The organism is Helicobacter saguini, assembly GCF_000762875.2.
GTDB classification, from domain to species: Bacteria; Campylobacterota; Campylobacteria; order Campylobacterales; family Helicobacteraceae; genus Helicobacter_A; species Helicobacter_A saguini.
The window spans coordinates 26,277-48,663 of the sequence record NZ_JRMP02000013.1 but is presented as its reverse complement, the minus strand read 5'-3'; the positions used below and the strand labels follow the sequence as shown (position 1 = coordinate 48,663).

Below are 22,387 nucleotides of genomic sequence, written 5' to 3'. Positions count from 1 at the left end.
TCTAGCTAGATTCTATGTTTTGCTTCGCAAATGCCTAAACGCCCACCCACCACATATTAAAGTGGATGCCACCACTATCATATTAACAAAATGGATAGAATCTAGATTCTAGAATTTATACCCCACTTGTAGCCAGAATTGCCATCCTATTTCATAAATTGGCACGGCGGCAAATGTTGTCGTGCCTACACTTCCGCTAAAATTATACACTGCCATATTTTGATTATTTAGCACATTGTAAATATCTAGATTCACATATAATGTATTTTTATTCCACACATCTATTTCAAAGCCTATTCGCATATCCCAATTAAACGCATTTTGGATTCTAAAAGGTCGATAGGTTGTTACTTTGGTTAATACACCATCTATTTCAAATGAATCTTGATTTTGTGTATTAGTAGTAGTCATCGCATCATATCCACTACGGAATCTAAAAAAGTTATTCCATATCCATCTTGTTCTCCAAATATTAAATGTGTGAGTGGTATTAAAACGTAAGCTAAATGGTCGTATAAAGTTATCCGCTGGTCTATCAGCATAACGCATAAGCACCCCATTATAGCTAATCCACTCATTATCTAAAGTGCTATCAGTATAACCATTATAATTTCGCTTTACATTTGTATAATCAAGTGCTAAAAGGTAGTAATGTTTCACTCCATAAGTTTCAATAACTCTATCATTTGTAATGCTTAAACTTACAATATCACTATTTGATTCACCATTATTAGTCCACCAATAATCTGCACTTTGTGTTGTGCCTCTATTTTCACGCATAATGCCATCTTTACCTGCTCTATGAATATATTTTAAAGACATACTAAACATAAAAAGATTCTGTGTAATTCCAGCCATTAATTCATCATCATAAGGCACATTTAGTTTAGTAAAATTATAATTGCCCGCTACATCTTGTCCATATAAAGTCCAATTACCAACGACATCATTAGTAATAGTGCGTCTATATTCATCTCTATTTGTGGCTGATAATGCGTATAATTGATAGCTTAACAAATTGCGTCATAATATCTATTCGCACCAAAAATTATTGTAGTTTTATAATTATCACTCCATGGGGCGACATAATTAAGTGAGAATCTAGGAGCAAATGTAACCTTATCCATATAATTATCACCATCTAGTCTAATACCAAGACGAGCATTCAACATACCAAAATTACCAAAATCAAACCTTGTATCATCTTCTAAATAGATTCCATAATTAAACACATTAAAGCCACTTTGACCTGCTTTCCATATATAGATTCTATTTGCATATTGTCCTACACTATTTGCTTGACCTATAACAGGCGACATAGAGCATAAATCTAAGCCTAAGTTATCCACACCACAGGTTTGATTTCCTGTCATATTAGTAGGATTACCTTGCACTGCTGTTAAGTCATTTAGTCTATTTCTAGTTGCCTTTGTATATCCTAGCTCTAAGCCTACACGTATTTTATTAGATGTGTTCCATATATCTATGCTATTAAGTTGAAAGTCGCTTTTATAATTTAGCGTATGCTGAATTTGGTCTAGATTCCCAAAGCCACCCTCAAATAAGATTCCAGCTCCTGTAGTTGCATTTGAAGTGCCACCCCAGTTTTTCTCTGCACTTCGTCTCCATTGATAAAAGTAATTTGCATCACTTCTCCTTGAATTTTCTAAAAAATTATATCCTAAAGTATTAGTCCATAACCCAAGGCTAGAATCCCACATAGCTTTAAGTCCAGCTTGCCATCCACCACTTTGCATTTCATAATAGCTATTTCTAGCTGTGTTATTAAAATAAGTATTGTATTGTGGCATATAACCTAAATTTGCTTCAATCGTAAGAGATTCTAGTGGGTTATAATTTGCTTTTATATAGTAATTATAACTTTGACGCTTTTGTTCTCTTTTTTGCGTTATATCATCTCCACCTTGCGAATATGTAGCCAAATAGGGTAAAAGCGGAATAAAGCTTTGTGTCGTGGTAAAACTTGCTACAATGCCTAGATTATTAGTCACATAACCTTCTACATTTGCACGCACTAAATGCTTTGTAAAATTTGGCTGATAGTTTTCATCACTACTTGTCGCCATAGCTTCTATAGAATCTGGGTGTAAAATATATTCTGTAAGTTTATCACTTGTAAATTGATAGCTTATGTTACTATGCCAAGAGCCTAGCATCCCTTTATCTCTACGTGGTTTTCTAATATTAGCCTCTACCACACCGCCGGTAAAGCCACCATAGGCTGCAGAAATGTTAGAATCTTGCACATTTATAGAATCTAATAGTGAAGTATCTACATTTAGCCCTTGACTTTTGCCACCTCGCAAGTTATTTTGATTATTTGTAGTGCCACCAGCAGGGTCTAAGTCATTATTCATATTAAAGCCATCAAGTTGAAAGTTGTTTTGATAAAACTGCGCACCGCTAATGCTTATATTAGCGGGGTCTATTTCGCCCGGAGTGGTGCTTTTATTTTGTGCCGCATCAAATTGCACATTTGGCAAAATTTTAAGAATGCTTGTAATATCGCCATTTCCGCTAGGATTAGATTCTAAAAGCTCTTTACCTACCACGCCGCTACTACTTTGATAAGTCTTTAGCGGATTATTCGCCGTTGTAGTCACGGCATTTAATTTGTAAGATTCTATATTTTCTTTAGAATCTGTTTTGCTTGTCGTGGGCGTTTGTGTGTTAGAATCTTTTTCATTTGTAGGGTGGTGGGTGGGCGATAGGCTGTTAGATTCTGTAGTTTCATTCTCCGCTAAGATTAGAATCTCATCATTAAAATGGCGGCGAACGACGTTTATAGAATTAGATTCTATAGAATCTTCCTTACTTGTAGGGCGGTGAGTGGGCGTTAGGCTAGATTCTATAGAATCTTTTTTATCCAAAAAAGCGAGTTTAGATTCTATAATTTCTTTAGAATCACTAAAAGCAAACTTAGATTCTATATTCTTAGAATCTTTAGAATCTTCCAAACTAGATTTAGAATCTAAAACCCCAAAATTCTCTTTAGAATCTAAAACCCCAAAAAGCCCAAATAAAAAAATAAAAAGGACAAGTAAAAGCCTATTTACCCATCCCGTTGTAGCAAAGACATTATTAATACACATCATATTAATAAAAACACACAAAAAAATGTTACGTAAAAAAGTCATATTTAAGCCTTTCAAAAATAGTATTAAAGAATTATTACTATTTTTTAATTAAATCAAGCTTAAAAAACCATTATTTATATAAAATCTTATAGAATCTAAAAAGTTTATTGTATAAAAGGGTAGCAAGTGGGAGTAAAAAGACAAAGATTTTAAAAATTAGATTCTAAGAATTACCTAGCCACCCATTTATCATATATTTTTTTAAGGATAAGAATCTAAATTAGATTCTATAAATGCAGCCATAGAATCTTTAACTTAAGATTCTATAAAAATTTTTACTTCACTTCTTTCCAATCAGTGATTTCCCCTTTGAAAATCTTTTGCACTTGCTCTTTGCTTATGTTTTTCACAGGGTTTGATTTATTTACGATTACTGCTAAGCCATCAATTGCCAAAACGCGATTTTTGATACCTTTTTCAAGCTCGGCTGGTTTTAAATCACGGCTTACCATACCGATGTCTGCAATGCCCTCAACGATACTATTTACACCCGTTGTAGAATCTGACTGCGAAATCTCAATAGTCGCATTTGGATTCACAGATTTATAGCTCTCCGCTAGCTTTTGCATCAAAGGCGTAACAGAGCTTGAGCCAACCACACGCAACTTTCCGCTAGGCTTTTTACTAGCGTATTTTTCAGGCTTATTTGGGATATAGCCCGCTTTTTCAATGACATCTTTAGCATTTACCGCATAGTCCAAAAAGTCCTTGATTAGCGCGTTTTCTTCTTTCACCACGACATTGAAAGGACGCGAAACTTTGTAAGTTTTGTTATTCACATTAGCCACGCTTGGAGCGACACCATCGATGCTAACGGCTTTCACATTATCTTTTAGTGAGCCTAGCGAGATGTAGCCTATCGCATCCTTATCATTTGAGACGGTCGTAATCATAACGCCAGTGGAGTTCGTAACTTCAGCCTTGTCAGTCGTGCCATCTACTTTCTTACCCTGAATCTCCTTTTGTATATGGAAAATCTCCGTAAATGCGCCCCTAGTCCCAGAGCCCATCTCACGCGAAATAGGGTGGATTTTGTCCGCCATCACAACATTTGCACAAAGGCTTAAGCCCGCTATCATTCCTAAAACATACTTTTTCAACATGATTTCTCCTTGAAGTTTAAATGCTATAATTGTAAAAACGATGTGTAAAATAGAATCTTTTTTGTGTAAAGTTTGTGTAAATTTAAGGTTTTATGTGATATTTTGTAATATTTTGGAGCTTTATATATAATTTTTATACTTTTCTAAATAATAAATATTTTCCATTAACTAATTTTATTTAAAATATATCTATCAAAAAGGATAAGTTTTTGAGAATCTAAAGAATTTTAGAATCTAAACTTTTTTAGAATCTAGAGTTTTTGAGAAATTAAAATTTTCTAGAATCTAAACTTCAAAAATATAACTTTTTGAGAATCTACTTTAAAGGAAAGAAAATGAGTAAGAAAGATAAAACCCTAACCACCGCCACAGGCACGCCCATAGCTGATAATCAAAATTCGCTTACCGCTGGTTCTCGCGGTCCTACGCTTTTGCAGGATACTTGGCTACTTGAGAAACTAGCCCACTTTGATAGAGAGCGTATCCCTGAACGTGTCGTGCATGCGAAGGGTAGCGCGGCGTTTGGGCATCTCACAATCACGCATGATATTACAAAGTATAGCAAGGCGGATATTTTCGCCCACGTTGGTAAGAAAACTAGGGCGTTTTTGCGATTTTCCACCGTTGCGGGAGAGCGTGGCGCTGCGGATGCGGAACGCGATGTGCGTGGTTTTGCCTTAAAGCTTTACACGCAGCAGGGAAACTGGGATATTGTCGGTAATAACACGCCTGTTTTTTTTATTCGCGATGCGATAAAGTTCCCAGATTTTATCCATACGCAAAAACGCGACCCACACACAAATTTGCGAAATAACATTGCTGCGTGGGATTTTTGGAGCTTAAATCCTGAGTCTTTGCACCAAATCACAATTTTAATGAGTGATAGGGGCATACCGCGAAGCTATCGCGAAATGCACGGCTTTGGCAGTCATACTTATAGTTTTATTAACGCAAAAAATGAGCGATTTTGGGTGAAATTCCACTTTAAATCAATGCAAGGAATCCACAATCTAAGCAATAAAGAAGCCGCCGAGATAATAGCGAACGATAGGGAGTCGCACCAAAGAGATTTGTTTGAAAATATACAAAAGGGCAATTTTCCAAAGTGGCGATTTTGCATTCAAATAATGAGCGAGAAACAGGCAAATGAAGTAAATTTCAATCCATTTGATTTAACAAAAATATGGCGTCACAAGGACTTTCCGCTTATTGATGTTGGGATTTTAGAGCTAAATGAGAATCCTAAAAATTATTTTGCCGAAGTCGAGCAAGCCGCCTTTAACCCCGCAAATATCGTGCCAGGTGTAGGCTATAGCCCTGATAAAGTCCTGCAGGGTCGGCTTTTTGCTTATGGAGATACGCAGCGATACAGGCTTGGCGTAAATCATACGCAGCTGCCTGTGAATGCTCCTTTATCGCCTGTGGCAAATACGCAAAGAGATGGCTTTATGCAGCGTGGCGAGTTTGGTGCGGCACGCAACTATAATCCTAGCAATTTTGATGGTTATATAGAATCTAAGGACGCTAGCGAGCCGCCGCTATATGTGAAAGATGGTGCGGAAATGACGCGATATGACCACAGAGCTGATACAGATTATTATAGTCAGGCGGGGGATTTGTATCGTTTGATGAATGATTCTCAAAAAGAGATTTTGTGTCAAAATATTAAGGAAGCAATGCAGGGCGTGCCACTTGAGATTATAAAGCGACAAATAGAGCATTTTAAAAAGGCAGATTCTAACTATGGCAACCGAATCGCACAACTCCTTGGGGTGTAGTAACACAATAATTTTGTGGGTTGTAACATTTAGATTCTAAGACTTGTTTACAGAATCTAAATTGTATGTTTATTTCGTTAGACAAGTGGTTTTATAACTCACAATGATACTTTTATAGAATCTACTTCTTAAAATACATTCAAATATATGCAAACTTACATTTTTAAGATAGAATCTAGTGTTGTCAAAATACTTTGAAATTAAGAAGAAAGAATGAATTTAGAGAATTTAGGGCTTATTGATATTGATGAGATTACAAATTTGCTGCAGGTAGATTTCTTAGGATTTCTTGCAGCGTTTGGAATCTTTATTGCAGTAATTATATTTAATGCGTTATTTTTTAATTATAAAGTTTATAGTTTTCCTAAGTTTTTTGCATGGTTTATTGCAAGTATTATAACTTTTATATATATTTTAAATGATGATGTTAATAGTAATTTACTTGCCATAAATCTTAACGCACAAGTCATTTTAAGCTTTTTGACAAATGCAACTATGCTAGTGTGTGCGTTACTTAGCAAGATTCTAAATACACCGCAAAAAAGGGGGAAAAACTACGGAAAACACGGCTGGTATAAAATCTTAGTTATCATTTTGGGCTTTATTGTGAGAGTGGCGTTTTATTCCGCTTTTAATATCGCGTTATTTGTGTTTGCGTTATTCTTTTATTTATAGTAGGAAAACGCTAGATTTTACGCTATAATACGAGTTTTTTCACTTAATTAATGGAGACTTACTTGAATTTTTCTGTGCCAGCTACAAGTGCTAATCTTGGTCCGGGCTTTGATAGCTTGGGGCTTTCCTTATCATATCGCAATTATTTTAGCATTGTAGAATCTAGCAAGGAGCATATAAATGTCAATGGTGAAGGGATGAATAATCCGCATTTTACGCAGGATAATACCTTTGTGAAAATTTTTATGCAAACTTATAAAGCACTTGGTGGCGATTCGCAATTTAGCTTCACTTTTCAAAATAATATTCCTGTGTCACGTGGCATGGGAAGTTCATCTGCTGTGATTGTGGGCGCGATATTTGCCGCGTATAAAATGGCAAAATTAATTCCAAATAAAGATGAAGTATTGAATCTTGCACTAAAATATGAAAAGCATCCTGATAATATTACCCCTGCGACATTTGGCGGCTTTAATGCGAGTATGATAAGTCAAAAATTTATAGAATCTAAAGATTCTAAACAAGATTCTATAAAAAAAGATTCTATAAAAAATCCAAAATTAATTAAAAGTGATGTGGTAACTTATATTAGAAAAAGCATTCCTAAAGTTGTAAAAAGCGTAATGGTAATACCAAATAAGCCTATGAATACTAAAAAATCTCGCACAATTTTGCCAAAGACTTATAGCACAAAAGATTGCGTTTTTAATATTTCGCACTCTTGTATGTTAAGCCTTGCTTTTATCTTGCAAAAGTGGGAATTATTGCGTGAGAGCTCACTAGATAAAATGCATGAAAATGCACGTATGGAGACTTATCCTGTGCTATTTTCTGTGCAAAAACTTGCTTTAAATAATGGGGCTTTAATGAGCACGTTATCTGGGAGTGGTAGTAGCATTTTTAGCCTTTGTTATAGTGAAGATTCTAAAAGGCTTGCTAAAAAAATGGCGGAGAGTTTTCCACGTTTTAGAATCTTGACGCTAGATTTTGACAATGATGGAGTAAAAATTGAAAAAGATTAGAATCTATTATAGTCAAAATGCAATTAGAACCTGCATTGCTTGTCGCAAAAAAGAATTGCAAAAAAGCTTAATAAGGTTAAAAATTGAAAAAAAAATACGATTATATAATGGATTTGGTAGGAGCTTTTATTTATGTAAAGAATGTCTAAATAGCGATAATAGTCTAAAAAGTCTAAAAAAAATAGCAAAAAGCAATGATGTAAGCGAACAACTTAAGGAGATAAGAGAAATATGCCAACAATTATAGAAGTAGCGCAATACACCGCAAAACAAAATACTGATGTCCTAAAAAAAGCAAAAGAGCTAGGATTCAAAGTCACCGCTGTAAATAGCAAGGTAAGCGATGAGGAAGCCGAGATTCTAAGTGAATATGTCCTAAGTGGCGTAATGCCAGAATCTATTCGCAAAAAGCTAGAAGCAAAAGAGAAAAAAGCCACTAAAAAAAGCGCGCCAAAAGAAAGTGCTAAAGATTCTAAAGAATCTAAAGATTCTGCAAAAGAAACACCAAAAGAAAGCGTAAAAGAAACACCAAAAGAAACTAAAAAAACTACAAAGAAAAAAGATGAAAATATAGAATCTAAAAAAGAAGATTCTATAAAAGAAACGCCAAAAACAGATTCTATAGAATCTAAAGAAAGTGTTGAAAAAACTAAAAGAGAATTTAAAATAATCTCACGCGGGGCGGAAGATAAAAAGCCTGTAAAGATAGAATCTAAGAAAAAAGATTCTATAGAATCTAAAGAATCTAAAGAAAATCTAAAAAAAGATTCTACGCCAAAAGAAACTGCGTCAAAAGAAACCACACCAAAAGTTACTAAACCAAAAGAAGATTCTATCCCAAAAGAAATTGCGTCAAAAGTAGATTCTATAGAATCTATTGATAGCTTAGATGAACCAAAGGGCTTTGAACCAAAGGGCTTTGACCCAAATCTAGCCAAAAGTCAAAAAACAAAATTTAGCGGCTTTAGAGTGATTAGCAAAAATGAAAAAGAACCGCCAAAGATAGAATCAAGCAGCGATAAAAAGCAAGATAGCAAAAAGATTCTAGACAATCTTAAAAATACTGAATTAAGAGAGAAAAAAGCTAAAAAAAAAGATAAACCTAAAGAAAAAAAGCAAAGCCACGCGCATATTATTGAGATGGAACGTGAAATTCGCATTAGCGAGTATGATGATGAGCAAGATGAGATTATGCTAATTGATGCCTTTGAAATCCCTACCGAGAGCTATGATGATGAGCGCGCTAAAAAGGCAGAGCTAAATGATAAAATAAAGGTAAATCGCTATAGCCCATGGATGAAAGAAGGCTCGATTGCCCGTCCTAGCAAGGGCAAGGGTAAAAAAAATAAGTTTAGAAATAATAAGGAAAATAGCGAAGTGGTAACTTCTTTAGTTTTGCCTGAAGAAATTCGCGTGTATGAATTTGCCGAAAGGGCGAATTTAGAGCTAGGAAATGTGCTAGGGAAGCTTTTTATGCTTGGCGTAAAAATGCTAAAAAATGACTTTTTAGATAAAGACACGATTGAGATTTTGGCTAGTGAGTATAATATCGATGTTAGCATTCAGGCAAATGCGGAGCTAAGTGAGCAAGAAGAGGAAGTTATAGAATCTGATTTAGTAGAGCGACCGCCGGTTGTTACAATTATGGGGCATGTAGACCATGGTAAGACAAGTTTGCTAGATTATATTCGCAATTCGCGTGTAGCAAGTGGCGAAGCAGGTGGGATAACGCAGCATATCGGCGCATATATGGTGCAAAAAAATGGGAAATGGATAAGTTTCATTGACACACCAGGACATGAAGCATTCGCACAAATGCGAAGCCGTGGTGCGCAAGTAACAGATATTGCCATTATCGTAATTGCCGCTGATGATGGCGTAAAACAGCAAAGTATAGAAGCGCTAAATCACGCAAAGTCCGCAAACGTGCAGATTATAATCGCTATGAATAAAATGGATAAAGAGGGCGCAAACCCGGATAAGTTGAAAGCCGAGTGCGCCGAGCTAGGCTTTACACCTATGGAGTGGGGGGGAAGCTATGAGTTTATCCCCATATCCGCGAAAACAGGCGAGGGCGTGGATGTTTTGCTAGAGACGATATTAATACAAGCAGAGATTCTAGATTTAAAAGCAAGTCAAAAGGCAACGCCAAAAGCGGTAGTGTTAGAGGGTAGCCAGCAAGTAGGCAAAGGCTCAGTTGCTACAATTATCGTGCGGCAAGGCACACTCCAAATAGGGCAGAGCATCGTTGCAGACACGGCGTATGGAAAAGTTAGGACTTTGAAAGACGATACAGGCAAAAATATTGATAAACTAACCCCTAGCTGGGTAGCGCAAATCACAGGCTTAAGCGAAGTTCCCTTAGCCGGGGCGTTACTACAAGTGGTAGAAAATGATACGATAGCGCGTGAAATCGCTAACAAACGCGCGGCATATTTACGCCAAAAGCAGCTTAGCAAAAGCACGAAAGTTACATTTGATGAATTATCAAGTATGGTCGCCAAAGGGCAGATTAAAACGCTCCCTGTTATTTTGCGTGCTGATACGCAAGGCAGCCTTGAGGCGATTAAATCTAGCTTAGAATCTTTAAACAATCAAGAAGTAGAAATCAATGTGATAAGCTATGGAATCGGCGGCATAACACAAAGTGATATTGACTTAGCAAATGCGTCAAGCAACTGCATTGTGCTAGGCTTTAATGTGCGTCCTACAAGTGAAATCAAAAATCTAGCAAAAGATTTAGGTATCACAATTAAAAGCTACAGCGTAATCTATGACTTAATCGATGATATGAAAGCACTTTTAAGTGGTCTAATGTCGCCTATTTTAGAAGAAGAAGTGGTAGGAATTGCTTCTGTGCGAGAGATTTTCAACGTAGCAAAGTTAGGGACAATCGCAGGATGTATGGTAATCGATGGCAAGGTGGAGCGAAATCTAAATGTGCGAGTATTGCGTAATGGCGTAGTTACTTGGAGTGGGAAAATCGCTAGTCTAAAAAGATTCAAAGATGATGTAAAAGAAGTGGCAAAAGGCTTTGAGTGCGGCATAATGCTAGAAAACTATAATGACATCGCCCCAGGCGATGAGCTAGAAATCTACAAAGAAATTGAAAAACAACGCGTGTTGTAGCGACTTTAAGCTAATAGATTCTATATTTTCAACTTTTTTCTTAATTCCTTTTTGCGTTCCTCTTCGGCGTCTTCGGCTTGTTTTTTTAGCATTTTCTTTTCTTCGGCTTGTTTTTCAGCTAGCAAACGCCGACGTTCACGTGCTTCAGCCATTTTATGCCGATACTCATCCCGCTCTGTTGGGTCTTGATATTTGACCGGCTTTAAGAAACTTGCAAGCAAAATAAAAACAAAAAGTAGCACAGCAATGGGCGCTTGCTCTGGACCATTTAAATGATACCACGCCGCACCCACAAAACACGCAAAAAATATTTTCAAAACAACGCCAAATTTTTCCATTTTTTGACCTTTAAATGCCTTTTTTAGAATCTATTTATAGAATCTGTTTTGCAAAATCACACAATTATGAAACCTTAAAATCATTCACAAATAGCGACAGCGGGCTAATTTGATGCAGCTCAAAGCCACAAGATTCTATCTCGCCAAAAGATAGTAGCAAGATTTGTGCCAAATTTAGCGAAGGAATGGCAATCTCATCTCGCCCACAAGCCCTTGATAGCTCCCTAAAATGCGCGTCAAACGCAGCAAAACTACTCGCACTAAACACACACAAAAAATCCACGCCCAAATCAATCCCACTATACAAAATTTCACCGCTTTTCTCAAACGCTTTTTGCGTATCAAAGGCAAAAAAATGGCTAAAAGACAACGCACTGAAACTAGTCTCAAACGCATTTAATTCCACACTATCAAAAAGCCCTTTAAGCCCGTCATACTCGCTATTTCGCGTGCAGTCAAAATGCCGCCCACCATAATAAATCGCACTGCTAAAACCACTCGTGCTATCAAAACGCTTTGAAATACTAGGAATAATCTCATTATCTTTAGAATCTCCAAAATGAAACTTAATCTTAGCTTTAAATTTATCAGGATTTTGCAGGGCAAAGTCGCTTAAAACCTGTGGCAAATATGCGATATGATTTTTTAAAGATTCTATATTTATCCTAATATTTTGGCTCAAAAGTTCGTTATTTAAGAACTCTTTAAATTTTGCATTAGATTCTAAAAGATTTAAGGCATACGCCAAATTGCTATAAGAATCTTCTTCTAAGGCTAGCAAAATATCCCCATTTTTTGCCGCAAGGGCGATATTAAAAATATTTGCAAATAAAAACTTGCTAAGATTAGCGATTCTGCCGTAATATCCGCCGTTATTTAGGAAAGTTTTAGTGTGTTTCAAATCGTTACTTAAACTATCAAAATCTTTAGAATCTAGCAGCCTAAAAGGAATATTAAGCGAGTTTAAAACCGCCTTACTAGCCACGCCAAATGGGCTACTACTAAGACTTGTATTTTTTTTATCCGCATTACAAAAGCCATCCATTCCACAATCATAAATCACAAACATTTTCTCTCCCTTTTTGCATTTTGCGTATTAGAATCTTAGAATCTAAATTGAAATTATATACTTAAAAGATAGGAATGTGGATAAAATATAAATTAAAATTCTTAATTATGTATTTTTAATATTGCCTTATTAAAAGATTGTTTATGGTTTAGATTCTAGATTTTCTTAGAATCTTTGATATTGCAAATGCCAATGCAGCGCTCAATTAGTTCGCTTTTGTCCTTTTTATACATTTCCCAAAATGGAAAAGTGCGGCACTGCTTTGGTCGCACAGGATAAATGTCACATTTCAGGCTCTTTTCGTTAAAAAACACGCATCGCATATCGCTCCCATCCGCAATATTAGGTCGGTGGGTGGGCATTTTGGCTTTAGATTCCATAATCTTAGAATCTTGATTCTTAAAATCAAGCAATTTTTTAGAATCTTCTTTCTTAGATTCTATAGAATCTTGCGAAGATATATTCTTAGTTTCCATCCTTTTTAAGATTCTATCTTTCAGGTTTTGCGTTGGCAAAATGTTACATTTTTGCTCAATGAATGAAAAGCGATAGCCCACTTTCTTTACGAATCGTAACGTTAAATCTTCAAAAGGCATTTTCAAAAACTCAGCGACTTTTTTCATCTCATCAACGCTTACAAATATGTAGCCGCTTTCGCCATAGCAGCACTTTCCGCCGCATTTTTCGCACATATTTTCGTCAAATTCAAAGTCAAAACCTTCTTTACTTATCATTTTTTAACCTTAAAGTTTACTTAAAATTTCGCGGATTTTCGCAATAACGATATAGAATCTAAGCATAATTTTTACTCCAAAAAATTACAAAATTCCTAATTTTTCCCCAAAATATCATACCATTCACTCGAACTTTTATCCGTGATTTTTGCCAAAAGTTTGCATTTTTCCTTGACATTTATACTAAGATTCATAATTTCATCAACGCCTAAAGTTATAAATTTGCTAACTTCTTTAGAATCTTTTTCAATAATTATACAATACTCGCCCAAAATTTCAAGCGGCAAGGCTTCCAAAATCTGGCTAGCAGTGCCGATATACTCGCACTCATAAAGCTTTGTTAGCTCCTTGTAAAGATAGATTTTACTTTCCAAAAACACGCTTGAAATATCGCTCAAACTCTCGCGCAGTCGGTGCGGACTTTCATAATAAATAATGTGCAAATCCGCATGAAATTTGCTTGCGTGGCGAAGAGATTCTATCCTATCGTGGTGCTTGTGCGGGAGAAATCCAAGAAAGCAAAAACTCCCTTCTAACCCGCTACAAACAAATGCGTGGCTAAACGCACTTCCTCCTAGCAAAATTTCATATTTGATATTTTTTTGCCTTAGAAAGTGCAAGAAAACCGCACCCGGGTCGCTAATATTAGGCAGTCCAGCGTCACTACAAAAGACAATTTCTTTATCAAAAAAGTCATAGCCAAACTCATTTTTGTCTAATTTCGCCAAAAAATCGTGCTGATTATGAGAATGAAAGCTTAAAAACCGCTTATTTTTAGAATCTATTTGTGGATAGTTTTGCGTAATGATGGGCATTTTAGCTAGTAGATTTAATAACTTACTAGTCACGCGCGTATCTTCGCAAATCACAATTTCGCAAGTATTTAGCGCACTCAAAGTTCGCAGTGAAATATCATTCAAATTCCCGATGGGAGTGGGTAAAAAAGTAACCATTTAAATCCTTTGTTTATGTTTTTCGAGTAATTTTGTAACATAATTTATAGCGTTAGAATCTAGGTGCGAACCGCTAATCATTCGCGCAATTTCCTTGATTTTATTCTCATTATCGAGCAATTTTATCTCCGCATTATTCTTAGAATCTTTTGTAATTAAGAAATGGCTATCCGCGAAAATGGGCATAAAGGGCTGGTGAGAAATTGCAAAAATTTGATATTTTTGGCTTAAAAATGCTAATAATTCCGCCACACCTTCGCTTTCTTCGCCGCTTAAATTTGCATCGATTTCATCTAGGATTAAGATTCCTATTTTTTTGTCATTGCGAGAATTTGCATTCGCAAATTCGTGGCAATCTGCTTTGGAATCTTTTATATTTGTAGATTCAATAACTTTAGAATCTTTCATCTTAGCATTTTTAGAACTTTTAGCCTTTTTAGTTTTAGATTCTATAATCTTATTGTTATTTCCCAGCGAGCTAAATTCCATATTTTCCACACTTACCATAGAGCATAAAACAGCCAAACGCACGCGATTATACTCACCAGCGCTCAGCACATTTTTACTCTTAGAATCTAGCAAGATTTCAATTTTATCGCCGCCACTTTCGCTCATTTCAGCCTTTGTAAGATTTAGTGTTATATCGCCAAGTCTCAATTTATGAGAAAAATGGCAAAGCTCTTTAGCTAAAAACGGGATAGAATCTAGCCTAAATTGTGTAATTTTTTCACATAGTTTATTTAAGTTATGTTTCAAATCGTTACATTTTTTCTCTAAATTTGTCATATCAAATTCAATATTTTCACATTCACTTAAAAATTTCTCTTGCTTTTTTAAGGTCTCTAAGGCTTCACTCTCACTCCCATAACGTCTTATAATATCCGCTAACGCCGAGATTCTATCAAGCAACATTTCAGGCTCAATATCAAGATTTTCAAACTCACTTAACGCATTTTCAAGGCTAGCGCGCACATCAAGCATAACGCTACTAAAGACGCTATTATCGATATTTAGCAGCTCCAAAGCCTTATTTACACTCTCAAAATTATCCAGAAAATCAAGTGCTTTTTGGCAAGATTGCAGCACTTTTTCTTTTTTGCTTAGATTTTTTTTATCCATTAAAAGCTTATCATATTCGCCTATTTGGGGGTTTATTTTTTTTATTTTATCAATTTCAAATTCGGCAAATTCTTTTAAATTAGCAAGATTTTTTTGCTTTTCAATGATAGAATCTAGTTCAGCTTTCACAGCTTTATATTCCAAAAAGTTACTTTTATACTCACTTAGAGATACACTAAATGTAGCATTTTGTAACATTATCGCAGAATCTAAAATGTGTAAAATATTCTCACTCTCTAACTCACTAGCATCCTTAATGCTAATATATTTCACAAAATTGCTACTAAGTTCGCTTAATTTTTTCTTAGAAATATTTTGATTATTGATAAAATATCGGGTCGAATTTTTTTTCAAAACGCTAAAATTTGCGATATTTTCATCAAGCAAGATTCCATAATTTTCAAAAATATTTGCTAGATTTTTAGAATCTTCGCCCATATTAAGCCAAATATCCATATTTTTAGATTCTATAGAATCTTTAGATATTTTGCTAATGCTTGACTTATTTTTAGATGTTTCGCTTCGCTCAATATGAGTTGTATTAGATTCTATATTTCCTAACTTTTCTTTAGAATCTTTAGTATTTTTAGAACTAGATTCTGCCCTTTCGCTATAACTTTTTTCTTTTAAAGTTTTAGATTCTATAACTTTTTTAGAATCTTTTTTGCCATTAGATTCTATATTATTAGATTCCAAAGGCAGTTCAATATTTAGCTCGACTAATTCAGCAAGGGCATCTTTTAGCCCAAACGCGCTTAAAATAAGATTAAAAAACACAGACTTTCCAGCGCCACTTACGCCACTTACGACATTAAAGCCTTCACTAACTCGCACATTCACGCGATTAAAACCATTCCCATTATTTATCAAAATGCTTCGTATCATTTCTAACCTTTTTAAACGAATAATTATACAAAATATATTAGAATCTTTAAAAAATAAAAAGGATATAAAATGCAGCTTGAAAAAGTCAAGGATTTAACGCGGCAGATTTTATCAAAGGTGCAAAGTGATAGTGCTATGGAGCTTTTTAACAACTTAGAGCAGGGCAAAATGCTGCGTTCACAGCTCATTTTGGCGATTTGTGATAGTGAGGCGGCGTATAATTTGTGTGCGATTGTGGAGCTAATTCAAAGTGCTAGTTTGCTGCATGATGATGTTATTGATGGGAGCGATTTGCGGCGTGGGAAGCCTAGTATTAACGCTATTTTTGGCAATAAAAGTGCGATTATGTTGGGCGATATTTTGTATTCGAGTGCGTTTTTTGAGCTATCAAACTTTACGCCGCTTGTCATCCAAAGTATCGCGCAAAGCGTGTCCTGCCTTAGTATCGGCGAGTTAGAAGATGTGAAGTTGGAAGCGAGTTTCAACGCTAATGCGGATAAATATCTAAATATGATTAAGCTAAAAAGTGCGAGCCTGATTGCCGCTAGTAGCGAGTGTGCGGCGATTTTGGCGAATGCTAAAGAGCCAAAAAAATATTATGAATATGGTGAAAATCTAGGCATTGCCTTTCAAATAATTGATGATATTTTGGATATTACGCAGGATAGAGAGAAGCTAGGAAAGCCCGCGCTTAGCGATTTTAAAAGTGGCAAAAGCACCCTGCCTTACATTTATTTATACGATGAGATGGACGCGATTGATAAGGAGTGGCTTGTTTCGCTTTTTGGGCAAGAGCTTGATTTTGATAATTTTACGAAATTGAAAGAAAAGCTATCCGCTTCGCCTTTATCTCGCGCGCGCGCTAAGGCAAAAGAATACGGCGATAAAGCCGCGCAAATCGCAAAAGAGCTAGGCAATAACGAGCTGCAATCAATGGTCACCGCAATGCTTGAGCGGGATGTGTAGAGATTTAAAGAGTAAATTATGAAACAAGACGTAATCTTAGAAAATGGTAGCACTAAACTGCGGTTGTATAGCGGTGTGGGCGCGTTTGTTATTTATTTTTTGGTGCTTTTGCTACTTCTTGGTGGGTTTCATTTTTATAAGGAAAAGTTGCGATATGGCGAGTTAGAATCTAGTGATTTTGTAGCCGAAATGGATGGCATTGAGCTAGATTCTATCGCCCCAAACATCACGCAAAATAATATAGAATCCACCACCACAGAAACCCCAGAAAATGGCAATGAAACAAAACAAATTGACCCCATTTTAGCCACAATTCCAAAAGAACCAACAAAAGAGATTCCAAAAGAAGAGCCAAAAACATCGCAAAAAGAGATAAAAAGCGCGACAAATGAGACGCAAGAAAAAAAAGAGATTGACCTAGCCGATATGTTTTCAAATGTGCCAAGCCAGACTTTGCAAGAAAAAAAGGCGCAAGAAGAAGCCGCGCGTCAAGAAGAAATCAACCTGCGTAAAAAGCAGCAAGAGGACGCCAAAAAGCAGCAAGCCCTGCAGTTAGCACAAAATGCCGCGGCAATTAAGCAAAGCACGCAAGCCCTGCAAGCAAGTGCGCAAAACCTGCAAGAAAATGTGCGGCAGGCGGTGGCTAGTAAGGTGAATTTGGAAAAGCCAAAGTTTGTGGGAAACTCGCAGGACAAGGCGAAATACGATGAATGGTATGCTAAAATCGAGCAGATTTTGATGAGTGAGTGGCGAAAAACGGCGAAATTTTATCAAGCCAGCACGAGCGCGAAAGTGCGCATACGCATTGATTCTAATGGGCGGCTTAGCTATGTGCATATGATTACGCAAAGCCCTTATGGTGAGTATAATAACTCGGTAATGCAATTCATTCGCAAGATGGAAAAACGCGCCTTTCCGCCCCCGCCAGGGGATGGCTTTGGAGATTCTATTGACACGAATTTGGAGCTAGAAAATACGCTAAGGCATTAGAAGTCAAATATTTATTCTATGATTTATGGTGTTTTATGCACAGGTGGAGTTCAAGGACTTCTAGGCTAGCGGGTGTTATGCCACTTATTAGGCTTGCTTCTTTAAGTGTGGTGGGGCGTTCCTTGCTTAGTTTTTCAATCACTTCAAGGCTTAAGCCTGAAATGTTTTTGTAATCAAAATCGCTTGGAATCTTTAGGCTAAGGTTTTTCTCACTGCGTTTAATCTGGGCTTCTTGTTTCACAATATAATCTTTATATTTCGCATAAATTTGCAGCTGCTTTAGTGCGCGTGTGCTTAAATTACTGAATCTAGAATCAAGTCGACGCAATTTCTTAGCATTCATAGAATCTCGCCCTATAATTTGGCTAAACTTACACTTATTGCTAAAGCCGCTCTCGCCTATAGATTCTAACAAACTCAAATGCTCCATGCTAGGTGTATAATCTTCATCCAAAATATACAAATTAGATTCTATATCTTTCTTATCAATTTCAAGCTGTGCGATTATAGAATCATCTAGCAGCCGCAGCTCTTTAGCATATTTTAAAAGGCGAAAGCACGCATTATCTTCGCGTAATAAAAGGCGATATTCCGCACGGCTTGTGAATACGCGATAAGGCTCATTTGTCCCTTTTGTAACCAAATCATCAATCATCACGCCGATATAGCTCTCGCTTCTATCAAAAATCAAATTTTTTCGGCTCGTTTTACCCTGTGAATAAAGGATACTCAAAGCCGCATTTATACCTGCTGTAATGCCTTGCGCTGCCGCTTCTTCATAGCCTGTCGTGCCATTAATCTGCCCTGCAAAATAAAGGCTTGAAATAATCTTAGATTCTAACGTATGATAAAGATTTGTAGGCTGACTATAATCATACTCGATAGCATAGCCATATCGCGTAATCTTGGCGTTTTGTAAGCCTTCGATACTATGAATCACGCTCTCTTGCACTTCAAAAGGCAGGCTCGTGCTAAGCCCATTGACATAATATTCACTAGCCGCGTAAGTCTGTGGCTCTAAAAAAAGTTGATGACGCTCTTTATCACGAAAGCGATTGATTTTATCTTCAATGCTAGGGCAGTAACGCGGTCCTGTGCCTTGTATCTGCCCTGTGAAAAGGGGGGCAAGGTGGAAATTAGATTCTATAATTTTATGCGTTGTTTCATTAGTATATGTCACAAAACAAGGCAGCTCGTGCGGACGAAAATAGCCATGCTCTAGGCGTTTATCAAGATAGCGTGAAATAAGATTTTTCTTACCATAATTTAGATAATGGTGCGTTAAAAGGCTAAAATAGGGCGCATCCTGCTTTAAAAAGCTTTCATTAATAATCGCGTTATACTCGCGCTCACTTATGGAATCTAGCTCTTTTGTCTCATTGTAATTTTTGTGGATAAAGTTTTGGAAAGCCTGCCAGTCTTTAAAGTCGCTTTTTTCTATGGCATTTCGTAAAAGCAGGTCTTTTTGGTTGTTTTCATTGTGGTTAGATTCTATAGAATCTTTTTCAATAGTAGGGTGGTGGGCGGGCGGTAGGTTGTTAGAATCTAGATTCTGTGAATTATTAGAATCTACTTTAGAATCCACGTTTTTAGATTCTATGTTTTCTCTAGATTCTAGATTCTGTGAATTATTAGAATCTTCTTCCCATATTTCATTCATTTCTTCTTCATGTTCCAAACTTGCATTTATCGCATCGCCATAATGCTTTTGCAAATGTTTAGATTCTATACTTGTGCCTAAAATACGCGGACAAGTGCCGGTTTTTAATCGACTTAGTGGTATTCCTAATCTTTTCAAGTTTTCACTTAACTCATTACTAGAAATCTCGCCTATGCGACCATTATTGCTTGTATGTGTGCCGATATGCACCTTTCCATTTAAAAATGTGCCAGATGTTAAAATCACTTTTTTAGCATAAATTTCTTTGCCGATACTTAGTTTTACGCCCACCGCTTGTTTTATAGAATCTTTAGAATCTTCGCATAAAATCTCAACAACATTCCCTTGCATAACTTCCAGCCCATGTGTATGAAGTGCAAAATCCCTTGCATACCGCCGATACAAATCCATATCAATCTGTGCCCTAGTCCCACGCACCGCAGGTCCCTTTGACGCATTTAAGATTCTATACTGCAGCCCACTAATGTCAGTTATCGCGCCCATAAGTCCGCCCAAGCTATCGACTTCTTTTACCAAATGCCCTTTGCCAAGTCCGCCAACAGCGGGGTTACAAGAAGCTAAAGCAATATTGTCAATCAAATGCGTTATAAGCAAAGTGTGCAAACCCATTTTAGCCGTTATGAAACTTGCTTCAAGTCCAGCATGTCCGCCGCCGATTACAATTACATCATAATTATTCATTTTTTACCCTAAATATGTAGAATTTTTGTAGAATTATACTACACAATGTTAAGTTAAGGAGAAATCATGCTAGAGAAAATAAAAGGCTTTATAATGCAAGATAGTGCGCGTGTGTGGTCGGCGTTAGCGATGATTGCGGTGCTGGTAGTTGTCTTTAGCATTAATGACAAGATTGTTACGTGGGCTTTTATGGGCGTGTTGTATTTAGTAGCGATGTATGAAGGCGCTAGGCTTTATGGTATCGGCGTATCTTTATGGTCTGCACTGCTTGCTGTTGCGGTGTGGGTTGGCGTGTTTTTTAGCCTTACGCCTTTGCTATCTGGGGTTGTTGGGGCGTGTATTGCAGCGTTATTTGTGGTGTTAGATTCTAGCTTTATTGATGGTGGCGATGGCTTTAATAGCGATGGGTTTAAAAATCTGTTATTATTTATTTATCCATCGCTTCCTTTTATTGCCATTTTTGCGTTATATGAGTATGATATGTGGTATGTGGTGTGGCTTATTGTGGTTGTCGCCATTGCGGATATTTTCGCGTATTATGGTGGGAAAAAGCTAGGGAAAACGCCGCTTTGCGCTGCTTCTCCTAAAAAGACTATTGAAGGCGCGCTATGTGGAATCTGTGGTGCGATAATCGCTGGTGGCATCGCAGGAATAGGAATCTTTGGTAATTTTTATATCTCCGCAGTGGCTTCTTTAGTTATAGCGGTAATTTCAATAATAGGCGATTTGTTTGAATCTTCGCTTAAACGCAGAGCTGGGCTAAAAGATTCAGGCTCGATTTTACCCGGTCATGGCGGTATATTAGATAGAATAGATGCAATTATGTTTGCCGCCCCTACAATGCTTCTTATACTTAGTGTGCTTAGTATGTATAGGGCGTAGTTTATGGCGTATATAACTATTGATTCTAAAAATTTTAAGCATAATTTGGATGTGATAAGGAAGCATTTAGATTCTATAAATATGCGTTTAGATTCTATAGAATCTAAGTCGCAAGATTTTAAAGATTCTAAAAAAGATTCTAAGAAAGTTATAGAATCTAGAACTTTTATAGAATCTAATTTACAAGATTCTATATTAAAAGATTCTAAGTCGCAAGATTCTATGTTAAAAGATTCTAAAAAAATTGAAATCGGCGCGGTCTTAAAAGATAACGCTTATGGGCATGGCCTGGATTTGATGAGCGATTTATGTATGCAGAATAATATAGAATCTGCCTTTGTGAAAAACTATGATGAGGCTTTGAAAATCGCGCATAAATTTAAACATATCACATTTTTTTATGGGAAATTGCCCCGTGATTTTGATAAAAAAATAAAAAACATCTATGTGTCTGTGCCTTCTTTAGAGTTTTTAGAATCTTTGAAGTGTGAGTGTGGCTCTTCGCTAAAAGATGTCGGCGTGGAGCTGAAAGTCAATATAGGAATGAATCGCAATGGTGTGGAGCTAAATGAGATTGAATCTTGCATTGATATGATTTTGGGGGCGAAAATGCGGCTTGTGGGCGTGTTTTCTCATAATGGCTATGGTGATGATAAGGGCGATGAATATGAAAGGGAACGTGCTAACTTTGCTAAAATAAAAAAAATAGTGCGTGAAATGGCGACTTTGAAAGGCTTTGAAGTGCCTAGATTCCATAGTCTTAACTCGTCTGCTGCCTTGCGTGCAAAAAGTAGCGATGATGACTTGATACGCGCTGGAATCGCGATGTATGGCTACTTGTGTGCTGATGTGAGTATAGAATCTAGCAAGGATTTAAAGCCGATTTTGAAACTTTACGCACAAAAAATTGCTACGCGCTCTTTGCAAAAGGGGGAAAAGATAGGCTATGGCGGGCGCACGATTATAGAATCTAAAGGCAAAATTAGCACTTATGATATCGGCTATGGCGATGGATTCTATCGGCTTAATGGTCGCAAAAAGGTGCTGTTGCCCTGCGGTTTGGAAATGCTGCCTAAGACTTCGATGGATTGCTTTAGCTGCTTTAGTGAGCTGCCAGAAATTCTTGTGATGGATAACGCGGCATACATCGCAAAAATCTTTGATACGATTCCTTATGAAGTCCTAACGCGCCTCTCCCCCTTTATCAAACGCATTGTGGTGTGA

General features: G+C 36.7%; 18 protein-coding genes and 1 pseudogene. 9 read left to right on the top strand and 10 right to left on the bottom strand.

What is annotated here, in order from left to right; genetic code table 11:
• Positions 1–108: 108 nt before the first annotated feature.
• From LS64_RS08430 to LS64_RS08420, 3 genes are all read right to left on the bottom strand, one after another.
• Positions 109–1,017, bottom strand: coding sequence for a hypothetical protein (locus tag LS64_RS08430; RefSeq protein ID WP_052062632.1), 909 nt, complete (start codon positions 1,015–1,017; stop codon positions 109–111).
• A complete protein-coding gene (locus LS64_RS08425) occupies positions 1,011–3,158 on the bottom strand; it encodes a TonB-dependent receptor plug domain-containing protein (protein ID WP_052062633.1) in 2,148 nt (715 codons plus the stop codon). Before LS64_RS08425 ends, LS64_RS08430 begins: the two co-directional genes overlap by 7 nt.
• A gap of 275 nt (positions 3,159–3,433) precedes the next feature.
• Positions 3,434–4,261: a substrate-binding domain-containing protein gene (locus tag LS64_RS08420; RefSeq protein ID WP_237416216.1), complete on the bottom strand. Its 828-nt coding sequence runs from the start codon at positions 4,259–4,261 to the stop codon at positions 3,434–3,436.
• A 335-nt stretch (positions 4,262–4,596) separates the two neighbouring features.
• Between LS64_RS08420 and LS64_RS08415 the strand changes: the two genes are divergently transcribed.
• The 5 genes from LS64_RS08415 (at position 4,597) to infB (ending at position 10,865) form a co-directional block, all read left to right on the top strand.
• The gene (locus tag LS64_RS08415; protein ID WP_034573203.1) at positions 4,597–6,039 is read left to right on the top strand and encodes a catalase; all 1,443 of its coding nucleotides are present in this window, start codon (positions 4,597–4,599) and stop codon (positions 6,037–6,039) included.
• A 213-nt stretch (positions 6,040–6,252) separates the two neighbouring features.
• On the top strand, positions 6,253–6,714 hold the full coding sequence (locus LS64_RS08410) for a hypothetical protein (RefSeq protein ID WP_034573206.1): 462 nt from the start codon (positions 6,253–6,255) through the stop codon (positions 6,712–6,714).
• 62 nt (positions 6,715–6,776) lie between these two features.
• Positions 6,777–7,736, top strand: coding sequence for a homoserine kinase (thrB, locus tag LS64_RS08405; protein WP_118949085.1), 960 nt, complete (start codon positions 6,777–6,779; stop codon positions 7,734–7,736).
• On the top strand, positions 7,723–7,983 hold the full coding sequence (locus LS64_RS08400; RefSeq protein WP_202391493.1) for a DUF448 domain-containing protein: 261 nt from the start codon (positions 7,723–7,725) through the stop codon (positions 7,981–7,983). Before thrB ends, LS64_RS08400 begins: the two co-directional genes overlap by 14 nt.
• The gene (gene infB, locus LS64_RS08395; protein ID WP_034573210.1) at positions 7,968–10,865 is read left to right on the top strand and encodes a translation initiation factor IF-2; all 2,898 of its coding nucleotides are present in this window, start codon (positions 7,968–7,970) and stop codon (positions 10,863–10,865) included. The genes LS64_RS08400 and infB overlap by 16 nt, the downstream gene beginning before the upstream one ends.
• Before the next feature lie 20 nt (positions 10,866–10,885).
• Here infB and LS64_RS08390 read toward each other — a convergent pair whose 3' ends face one another.
• The 5 genes from LS64_RS08390 to LS64_RS08370 form a co-directional block, all read right to left on the bottom strand.
• On the bottom strand, positions 10,886–11,203 hold the full coding sequence (locus LS64_RS08390; protein WP_034573212.1) for a hypothetical protein: 318 nt from the start codon (positions 11,201–11,203) through the stop codon (positions 10,886–10,888).
• Positions 11,204–11,267: 64 nt separating this feature from the next.
• Entirely contained in the window at positions 11,268–12,272 is a 1,005-nt protein-coding gene (locus LS64_RS08385) for an HdrB C-terminal domain-containing protein (protein WP_034573214.1), read from the bottom strand.
• A 155-nt stretch (positions 12,273–12,427) separates the two neighbouring features.
• Positions 12,428–13,006 (bottom strand): YkgJ family cysteine cluster protein, encoded by a 579-nt coding sequence (locus LS64_RS08380; RefSeq protein WP_034573216.1) that lies wholly within the window; start codon positions 13,004–13,006, stop codon positions 12,428–12,430.
• Positions 13,007–13,101: 95 nt separating this feature from the next.
• On the bottom strand, positions 13,102–13,959 hold the full coding sequence (gene rsmI, locus LS64_RS08375) for a 16S rRNA (cytidine(1402)-2'-O)-methyltransferase (protein WP_034573218.1): 858 nt from the start codon (positions 13,957–13,959) through the stop codon (positions 13,102–13,104).
• Positions 13,960–15,963, bottom strand: a complete 2,004-nt coding sequence (locus LS64_RS08370; RefSeq protein WP_052062634.1) for a hypothetical protein — start codon at positions 15,961–15,963, stop codon at positions 13,960–13,962. It abuts the gene before it with no gap.
• Between the two features lie 69 nt (positions 15,964–16,032).
• On the opposite strand from LS64_RS08370, the gene LS64_RS08365 reads away from it, so the two are divergent.
• Complete coding sequence (locus LS64_RS08365) at positions 16,033–16,929, top strand: polyprenyl synthetase family protein (protein WP_034573219.1); 897 nt, start codon at positions 16,033–16,035, stop codon at positions 16,927–16,929.
• Between the two features lie 18 nt (positions 16,930–16,947).
• Positions 16,948–17,919 carry an energy transducer TonB gene (locus LS64_RS08360; protein ID WP_034573221.1) on the top strand — a complete coding sequence of 324 codons (972 nt, stop codon included), beginning with the start codon at positions 16,948–16,950 and terminating at the stop codon, positions 17,917–17,919.
• A 16-nt stretch (positions 17,920–17,935) separates the two neighbouring features.
• Here LS64_RS08360 and LS64_RS08355 read toward each other — a convergent pair whose 3' ends face one another.
• Positions 17,936–19,579 carry an FAD-dependent oxidoreductase gene (locus LS64_RS08355; RefSeq protein ID WP_419880014.1) on the bottom strand — a complete coding sequence of 548 codons (1,644 nt, stop codon included), beginning with the start codon at positions 19,577–19,579 and terminating at the stop codon, positions 17,936–17,938.
• Positions 19,580–19,585: 6 nt separating this feature from the next.
• Positions 19,586–20,281 (bottom strand): annotated as a pseudogene (locus tag LS64_RS13995) (FAD-dependent oxidoreductase); the annotation flags it as partial.
• Positions 20,282–20,347: 66 nt separating this feature from the next.
• On the opposite strand from LS64_RS13995, the gene LS64_RS08350 reads away from it, so the two are divergent.
• Together LS64_RS08350 and LS64_RS08345 are read left to right on the top strand one after the other, a co-directional pair.
• On the top strand, positions 20,348–21,163 hold the full coding sequence (locus LS64_RS08350; protein WP_118949088.1) for a phosphatidate cytidylyltransferase: 816 nt from the start codon (positions 20,348–20,350) through the stop codon (positions 21,161–21,163).
• 3 nt (positions 21,164–21,166) lie between these two features.
• Complete coding sequence (locus LS64_RS08345) at positions 21,167–22,387, top strand: alanine racemase (RefSeq protein WP_118949089.1); 1,221 nt, start codon at positions 21,167–21,169, stop codon at positions 22,385–22,387.